The organism is Kitasatospora sp. NPDC092948 (assembly GCF_044754805.1).
Taxonomy (GTDB): Bacteria; Actinomycetota; Actinomycetes; order Streptomycetales; family Streptomycetaceae; genus Kitasatospora.
The window spans coordinates 93,179-100,218 of sequence record NZ_JBIVPU010000005.1; the positions used below are offsets into that span (position 1 = coordinate 93,179).

The 7,040-nt window shown below is 73.0% G+C and carries 8 protein-coding genes; 3 read left to right on the plus strand and 5 right to left on the minus strand.

Annotated features, from left to right (window positions below):
• Positions 1–5: 5 nt before the first annotated feature.
• Together ACIQF6_RS17365 and ACIQF6_RS17370 are read right to left on the minus strand one after the other, a co-directional pair.
• Positions 6–566: an NIPSNAP family protein gene (locus ACIQF6_RS17365; protein ID WP_400895563.1), complete on the minus strand. Its 561-nt coding sequence runs from the start codon at positions 564–566 to the stop codon at positions 6–8.
• The gene (locus tag ACIQF6_RS17370) at positions 563–1,033 is read right to left on the minus strand and encodes a hypothetical protein (RefSeq protein ID WP_400895565.1); all 471 of its coding nucleotides are present in this window, start codon (positions 1,031–1,033) and stop codon (positions 563–565) included. Before ACIQF6_RS17370 ends, ACIQF6_RS17365 begins: the two co-directional genes overlap by 4 nt.
• Before the next feature lie 64 nt (positions 1,034–1,097).
• On the opposite strand from ACIQF6_RS17370, the gene ACIQF6_RS17375 reads away from it, so the two are divergent.
• Together ACIQF6_RS17375 and ACIQF6_RS17380 are read left to right on the plus strand one after the other, a co-directional pair.
• Complete coding sequence (locus tag ACIQF6_RS17375; protein ID WP_400895567.1) at positions 1,098–2,027, plus strand: helix-turn-helix transcriptional regulator; 930 nt, start codon at positions 1,098–1,100, stop codon at positions 2,025–2,027.
• Between the two features lie 94 nt (positions 2,028–2,121).
• A complete protein-coding gene (locus ACIQF6_RS17380) occupies positions 2,122–3,054 on the plus strand; it encodes a DUF389 domain-containing protein (protein ID WP_400895569.1) in 933 nt (310 codons plus the stop codon).
• A gap of 605 nt (positions 3,055–3,659) precedes the next feature.
• On the opposite strand, the gene ACIQF6_RS17385 is transcribed toward ACIQF6_RS17380, so the two are convergent.
• The 3 genes from ACIQF6_RS17385 to ACIQF6_RS17395 all read right to left on the minus strand — a co-directional run bounded on the left by ACIQF6_RS17385 (position 3,660) and on the right by ACIQF6_RS17395 (position 6,319).
• Positions 3,660–4,982 carry a caspase domain-containing protein gene (locus ACIQF6_RS17385; RefSeq protein WP_400895571.1) on the minus strand — a complete coding sequence of 441 codons (1,323 nt, stop codon included), beginning with the start codon at positions 4,980–4,982 and terminating at the stop codon, positions 3,660–3,662.
• Positions 4,983–5,014: 32 nt separating this feature from the next.
• A complete protein-coding gene (locus ACIQF6_RS17390; protein ID WP_400895573.1) occupies positions 5,015–5,752 on the minus strand; it encodes a hypothetical protein in 738 nt (245 codons plus the stop codon).
• Between the two features lie 291 nt (positions 5,753–6,043).
• Positions 6,044–6,319, minus strand: coding sequence for a hypothetical protein (locus ACIQF6_RS17395; RefSeq protein ID WP_400895575.1), 276 nt, complete (start codon positions 6,317–6,319; stop codon positions 6,044–6,046).
• 201 nt (positions 6,320–6,520) lie between these two features.
• On the opposite strand from ACIQF6_RS17395, the gene ACIQF6_RS17400 reads away from it, so the two are divergent.
• On the plus strand, positions 6,521–7,040 hold a 520-nt coding region (locus tag ACIQF6_RS17400), incomplete at its 3' end, for a hypothetical protein (RefSeq protein WP_400895578.1).

The window sequence follows — 7,040 nt, forward strand, 5'->3', positions numbered from 1 at the left end:
CGACCTTAGGGCCTCTGCTCCCCGACCGGTGCCAGCCGCAGGCGTTGCAGCGGGGTCCACGGCGGCGGTTCGGCGGGGCCGAACCAGACGCGGACGTCGAGGCCGGTGCGGACGGGGAGGTGCGGGTAGTCGTTGACGGCGTGTTCGGTGCGGTGCAGGGCGTGGCGCGGGTGCAGGTGCCGGGCGGCGTAGCTGTCGAACTCGGCGGCGGACGGTGGTTGACAGATCGTCACCTGAACCTCGCGGGCGTCGGCGGCGGGCGTGCAGCCGGGGCCGCGCAGCAGCAGGACGTCGTCGCTGTCGACCATCGTGGCGTTGGCCGCGTCGCGGTGCGCCCGCCACACCGGGCCGGTGTAGAAGGCTTCCAGGGCGCGGCGGCGGTGCGCCATGTCGGGGAAGGCGCGGATCCAGACGAAACGGTCGGGGTCGTCCAGGTCGCGGAACCGGCCGCCGAGCGTGATCCCGACGTCCTGCTGGCCGGTGACGAACTCCCGCTCGAACAGGTCGATCAGGGTGTCCCGGGCGCCGGGGTGCAGGGTGTACTGGCGCAGTTCGACGATGCTCATGCGGCGCTCTCCGCGATCCGGGTGAAGTCCATGGTCCAGTTGAGTTCCCAGCCGAGTCCGCCGTCGACGGAGAACTCCTGCTCCCAGCGGGCGGTGTCGGGTCCGAGGCGGTGCCACGCGAAGTGCACCCGGATCGGGCGGCCGTCGTACTGGTCGTCGCCGTGGAAGTCGCCGCGGTCGCCGGTGAAGCCGCCGGTCATCGGCGGGTCGAGCCGGCCGGTACGGCTGTCGGACCAGTGGATCGTCCACTGCCCCGCGATGTGGTCGTACAGGCGAAGCGTCAGGCCCTGCCGCCCGAGGGTGTCGAAGTCGATCTCCTCGATGTTCCCGGCGCCGCCGAACAGCGGCCGCACCACGGCGCGGCCGGGGAACTCGGTCCAGGTGTCGCCGGCCGGTTCGGCCAGTGGGGTGGTGAGGCGGCGGTTGGCGACCTGCCAGGTGCCGTGCAGGAAGTCGAAGTCGTTCATGTGCCGCAGGTTAGGGCCGCTCCCCTGACATCCAGTGTCAGTGGAGATCGGGACACTGGCGGGCATGCGCGCGAGTCGACTGGTCACCCTTCTCCTGCTGCTCCAGAACCGGGGCCGCCTGACGGCCCGTCAACTGGCGGAGGAACTGGAGGTCTCCGTCCGGACGGTCTACCGCGACGTCGAGGCGCTCGCCGCAGCCGGCATCCCGCTGTACGGCGAGGCCGGGCACGCGGGCGGCTACCGCCTGGTCGACGGCTACCGGACGCGGCTGACCGGGCTGACCGCCGACGAGGCGCAGGCCGCGTTCCTCGCCGCACTGCCCGGCACCGCCGCCGAACTGGGCCTCGGCGAGGCCCTCGCCACCGCCCGGCTCAAACTGCGCGCCGCCCTCCCCGAACAGTCGCGGGCGCACGCCGACCGGATCCAGGAACGCTTCCTGCTCGACGCCCCCGGCTGGTACGGCGACGCCGACGACACGCCGCACCTGACGGCCGTGGCCGCCGCGGTGTGGGCCCGGCGCACGGTCCGGCTGCGCTACCGCCGTTGGCGGGCCCCGGAGGAGATCTCCCGGCAGGTCGACCCGTACGGGCTGGTCCTGAAGGCCGGCCGCTGGTACCTGGTCGCGGGCGGGCCGTCCGGCCCGCGCACCTACCGGGTCGACCAGATTCTCCACCTCACCTGCCTCGACGAGGAGTTCACCGTCCCGCCGGACTTCTCCCTGCCCACCTGGTGGGCCGGCCACCTGGCCGACTTCCGGGCCCGCCTGCACACCGGCCACGCCCTGGTGCGGCTCACCCCGGAGGGCGCCCGCCGCCTCGGCGTGACACCCGCGGACGACGGCTGGACGCAGGCCCTGGTGCCGATCGAGTCCGTCGACCACGCCCACGGCGAGTTCCTCCGCCTGGGCACCGACATCGACGTCCTCGAACCCCCCGAACTCCGCGCCCGCCTCGCCGCCACCGCCCGCACCCTGGCGGCCCGTTACGCACAGTGACCCGCCCCGGCAGCCTCCGGCCCCGACCCCGGCCCGGCCCGGCCCGGCCCGGCTCTAGGGTTTGGCGGACAGCCGCGACCGCCCGGAGGACTCCTTGCTTCAGCTTCGACTCATCGTCCCCGCCGACCTGCGCGAGCAGGTGCTCGACCGGCTCGACGCCTGTGTGGGGGTCGCCCACGTGGCGGTGCTGCCCGGCGGCGCGGTCCGGCCGGCCGGCGACCTGGTGCTGTGCGACGTGGCCCGCGAGTCGGTCGACGAACTGCTCGGCGAGCTGCGCGCGTTGGGCCTGGCCGAGCGCGGCGCCATCACGCTGGACGAGTCGGGGCTGACCATTTCGCGGGCCGCCGAGGAGGCGGAGCAGCAGGCCCCGGGCGAGGGCGTGGACGCGCTGGTGTGGGAGGAGGTCTCCGGGATCGTCCACGAGGAGTCCACGCTCAGCTGGGTCTTCCTCGCCCTGCTGACCGTCGCCACCATGCTGGCCGCCTGCGGCGCCGTGCTGGACAGTGCGATCCTGGTGGTCGGCGCGATGGCGGTGGGCCCGGAGTTCGGGCCGCTCGCCGGGCTGTGCGTCGCCGTGGTGCAGCGCCGGGCCCGGCCCGCGGTGCGGTCCCTGCTGGCCCTGGTGGTCGGGTTCGCCGTGGCGATGGTCCTCACCGTGGGGTTCGCGCTGCTGATGGACGCGCTCGGCCTGTTCAGCGACGCCAAGTTCGCCGCGGCCCGGCCCAACACCTCGTTCATCTGGCAGCCGGACGCGATGTCCTTCGTGGTCGCCTTCCTGGCCGGCGTCGCGGGCCTGCTGTCGCTGACCTCCGCCAAGGCGTCCGCCCTGGTCGGGGTGGCGATCTCGGTCACCACCGTGCCGGCCGCGGCCAACGCCGCCGTGGCGGTCGCGTACGGCGAGTACGCGCAAGGCTGGGGCTCGGCCGTGCAGTTGGCCCTCAACCTCTCCGGAATCGTCCTCGCCGGAGTGCTCACCCTCCTCGTCCAGCAGGGCGCCTGGCACTTCGCGGCACGCAGGCCCCGCTGACGAGCCGGCCGGGCCGCCGCACGGACGTGCGGGCAGGCGGCAGGGCCGCTGCGCGGGCGCGCGGGCAGGCGACGGGTGACCATCCGGTCCCTGTCGGATCGGCGCACGGCTCCCCGGCCCTGCCGGGCTGCGAGGTGCCCGCACTCCGCGCCGGGCGGCGCCGCTCCCGCGAGACCGCCTCCCCGCTTCAGCAATCGCCCCCTCCGAGCGGCCCTCTCCGAGCGGCCCCCGGAGGGCAACGTGCAAGCCGGCCATCGCTGGGACCGTGGCGGCTGACCCCCGCGTGGGCGGGGCAGGACCTGGACTACCACGGCCCTCCGGCCTTCCCGAGCGCCCGGCGGGGCCGGCCCCGGTGCCCGGCTGGCCCCGATCCGTCGGACGGCCCCGGCCGGGACGGAGTGGCGGCTCCGGAACCGCGGCGGTGGCACCGGCACACGGCCCTTGCCGCTGGTTCGGCGCCCGGCCACGTCTCGCCGTGCCGCTGAACCCGGAGTCCGATTCGCCGTGTCCGGAGGTGCGAGCGGGCGGACCGACAGCAGAGGAACACCGGGGACCAGGGCCGGAGCCTGGCACGACCGGCCCCCGCACAGCCGGCCGCCTCGTCCTCAGAGCATGTCCTCCCGGACGCGCGGGTCGTGGCTCATGAAATCCTGCTTGGTGCGCAGCACGCGGACCGGGGCGTACCTGTCCAGTGCCGCGAGGAACTGATCATGGTGTGTGTGGACCGTCGCCGTGTGGGGGAGGGAGCGGTAGCCGAGCTCGTACAGCCCGCGGGTAATCACATGGCTTCTGGGCAAGTCGGCCGCAAGGGCCCCTGGTCGCGGACGGACAATCAGAAGGCTGTACCACCCCACCTGTGCCGGGCGCAGGTTCCTGAGGGGCAGGACTCCTATGTGGGAGACGTCCTCCCACGCTATACGTACGGTGTCGGTGCGGTTGCGGTAGTGCAGGTGCGTGGTGACGGCCGAGCGGTCGATGACCAGTTCCGCGTCCTTCAGCCTGAACGGCGCGGTCGCTGCCGCGAATGCCAGCGCGATGGCGGCGGCCGCGGCAGGAACGCCCCATGTCCACCTCATGTCGTTGGTCAGCCCCGATACCTGGAGCCCCAGTACAGGGGAGAAGATTGCCGCTGCCGCGGCCCCCCGCCACCGAACGCCCCGGCTCTTGCGTGCCGCGGCCGGGGAACGGCGGGAAAATCTCTCTCGGTCCGGATCGTCGGGGCCGGGCGTGTCGGCCGGTTCCGTTCGGCCGCGGGCCAGTGACAGGGCGGCTGCGGTGTCGGTCGTGCGTTGCCGGGGGCGGGGCAGTCCGCGGGAGCCGAGGTCCGCGGCGACGGCGCGGTAGATGCCGTCGAGGCTGAGCGGCTCCGCGCTGTCCAGCGCGGCCAGCAGCGCTCCGGTGAACGCGGTGTACCGTTCACCGGCCGGAGCGTAGGACGGTGCGGTGCCGCTGGTGGACGTCATCGTGCAGGTGCCCGCGATGGACAGCTGGCCGTCCAGCACACCCTCCTCACCCGCCATCACGTCGATGGCGCGCCCGGAGAAGCAGCAGTCCAGAATCAGGACGCGGGCCGCGGCGCCACTGGCGCCGAGGTCTTCGCGCAGCAGATCGACGGCCAGCGCGCTGTACTTCGGCGAGCCGGTCCGGGTCGCGCTCGTTCCCAGGTACAGCCGGCCCCGGTCGTCCACCAGACCGTGCCCCGCGTAGTAGATCAGCAGCAGGTCCGAGGCCTCGTCGGCGGCCCGGCCCACGGCGCGACCGATCTCCGCGACGGACGCCCGGGGATCGACGACCTCGCAGTTCCCCGCATCCAGCACCCCCGTACGGGGATCCGTCAGACACCGCCGCAGACTCGCCACGTTGGCCCGCACCGCCGGCAGATCGGCGAGGCCGGGCTCGTCCGGGAAACGGTCGACCCCGATCAGCACCGCACGCGACCGGAAGGGATCAGGGAAACGACTCACCCCTGCTGCTCCGGCCCGTCCACCAGCCGGCCGATCTCCCGCATCAGGCCGGGCAGTTCGTCCTTCGCCACCCGCGCGTCGACCTCGACACTGCGCCCGTCCCGGGTGAGGACCACTTTCACCTCCGCGCGGCGCTGGCTGAACCAGGCGGACAGGGAACTGGCGAGGACCGCCCCGACGCCGCCCGACCCCAACGCAACGGTGAGCACGTCGAGCAGCGCGCCCATCTCCCCAGGGCGCGCGCTGCGCGATGCCTCCAGCCGCAGCCGTCCCCGGAGCTCGTCCTCCAGCCGCAGCCAGTCGAACAGCGACTGCAACGCATCGCGGTCGCGGTCGTCGACCACCGTGATCCTCAGGAGCCGAGCCCCCATACTCGCTGTGAGATCCATGGCAATTATCATGCCAACGTTCTGACGCCCAGTCAGCGGTTGACCATGATGCTGCTGTCCGTCGACGGGAGCGTCGGGTCGGGTGCGGATCTCAGCGATCAGGTGGGTGAGCTCGCTGACCCGGTGCTTGAGATCGATGACCGTGCGCACCGGCAGGGCCAAGTCGTTGCTGTCCCCCGTATGGGGCACTCCGATCTCGGCCCGGAGCGAGCGGATGTCCTTGGTGCGGCCGACGCCGGCGGCCCAGTCCAGCTGCGGCCGGTCCTGTGTGGCCGCAGTGAGCGCGCGGCCGAGCTTGCCGATCGCGGCTTGCCGATGGGTCAACTGTGCGAGCAGGCCGCGCACGAGAGCGTCGACGGCAGGAACCGGATCGACGTGTACGGTGCGGGCGTTGGCGGCGGTCTCGGCGAGGAAGTCCTCGTCCAGGTCGGTGGCGGCAGCGGCCCACGCGGGATTGGTGCAGGTGCTGTGGCACCTGCCTCCGCGCGGGCGTTGGCGATCAGGTTGCGCGGCGGGTCAGCCAGCTCGGCCGCCCGCCGCATCATGGCCTCGATCACCTCGGGGCCGGTGGTGAACCCGACAGCCGACAGGTGCCGGACGGAACTTGGGAGCCTGGCTGCGGCTGGCCGGGCGCGGTCACCAGCGCGAGCGCCAGGCGACGAACAGGCCCACGCCTGCACTTGTGACAGCGGTGAAGGCGGCGGGGCCAGCCAGGACGAACACGGCGGCGGCCAGGGCGATCAGGAGCAGCAGTGCCGTCAGGTCCAGCACCCGCTCGCCGATCGGGGCGTGGGAAGTCGGATCGGCCGGGCGGACGATGCCGTCCGCCGGGGGCGGGAAGGCGGGAGGCGCCGCAACGGGAGCAGGAGCGGGGGTCGCGGTGGGCGACTGGGCGGTGTCGTCGGTGTCCATGCCTACCAGTGCAGCTCCGCTCCGGCCGCGGCCAGCCATGGTACGAACGGACCCGTGCAAGCCCGACCAGCGCCGACCGGGGCCGTACATTCCATCGGGTCCGCCGAACATCGGGCTTGTCCGGTGCTGTTCGGCCGTTTTCGGTGCGTCCCCCTGATCGGGGGTTCTACGGTGGTTCCCACATACCGTCAGGGGGACCATGTGACCGACCCGATCGCAGAGCCGCAGCAGTTGGTCGAGGACAGCTACCCGCGGGAACTGTCTGCCTTTGCCATGGAGTTGCGCGATCTGCGGATCGGCTGCGGCAGCCCATCGTTGCGCAAGGTGGAGAAGGCGGCACCGTCTGCGCGGCCGTTGTCGGCCTCTGCAGTCAGCGAGGCTCTGGCGGGCAAGCGCCTGCCGCGCCTGGACTTCCTGATGGCCTTGGTCCAGACTCTGCTCGCGCTCGAGGACGGCCACCCCGTGGGTCGTGAGGACCCGCGGGTTAAGCAGTGGCGCGCCCGCTGGGAGGAACTCGAACGCTTCCGGGTCCACGCCCGCGCGAGACTGCCGCGGCGTCCGGCAGCCCCGGAGCGGGCGGTCCTTTCATGGGTGCACTCGGTGGTGAGGGACGACGGGAGCACGCGTGCCAGCCCTGTCGCTTCGGTGGCGTTCTCCCCGGACGGGCGCCTGCTCGCCACCGCCGGCCACGACGGCGCGGTGCGGCTGTGGGACCCGGCCA

Excerpts from the sequence above, each read along its gene's own strand:
- ACIQF6_RS17365 (WP_400895563.1), bottom strand. The coding sequence starts at position 566 with ATGAGCATCGTCGAACTGCGCCAGTACACCCTGCACCCCGGCGCCCGG.
- ACIQF6_RS17370 (WP_400895565.1), bottom strand. The coding sequence starts at position 1,033 with ATGAACGACTTCGACTTCCTGCACGGCACCTGGCAGGTCGCCAACCGC.
- ACIQF6_RS17375 (WP_400895567.1), top strand. The coding sequence starts at position 1,098 with ATGCGCGCGAGTCGACTGGTCACCCTTCTCCTGCTGCTCCAGAACCGG.
- ACIQF6_RS17395 (WP_400895575.1), bottom strand. The coding sequence starts at position 6,319 with ATGGACACCGACGACACCGCCCAGTCGCCCACCGCGACCCCCGCTCCT.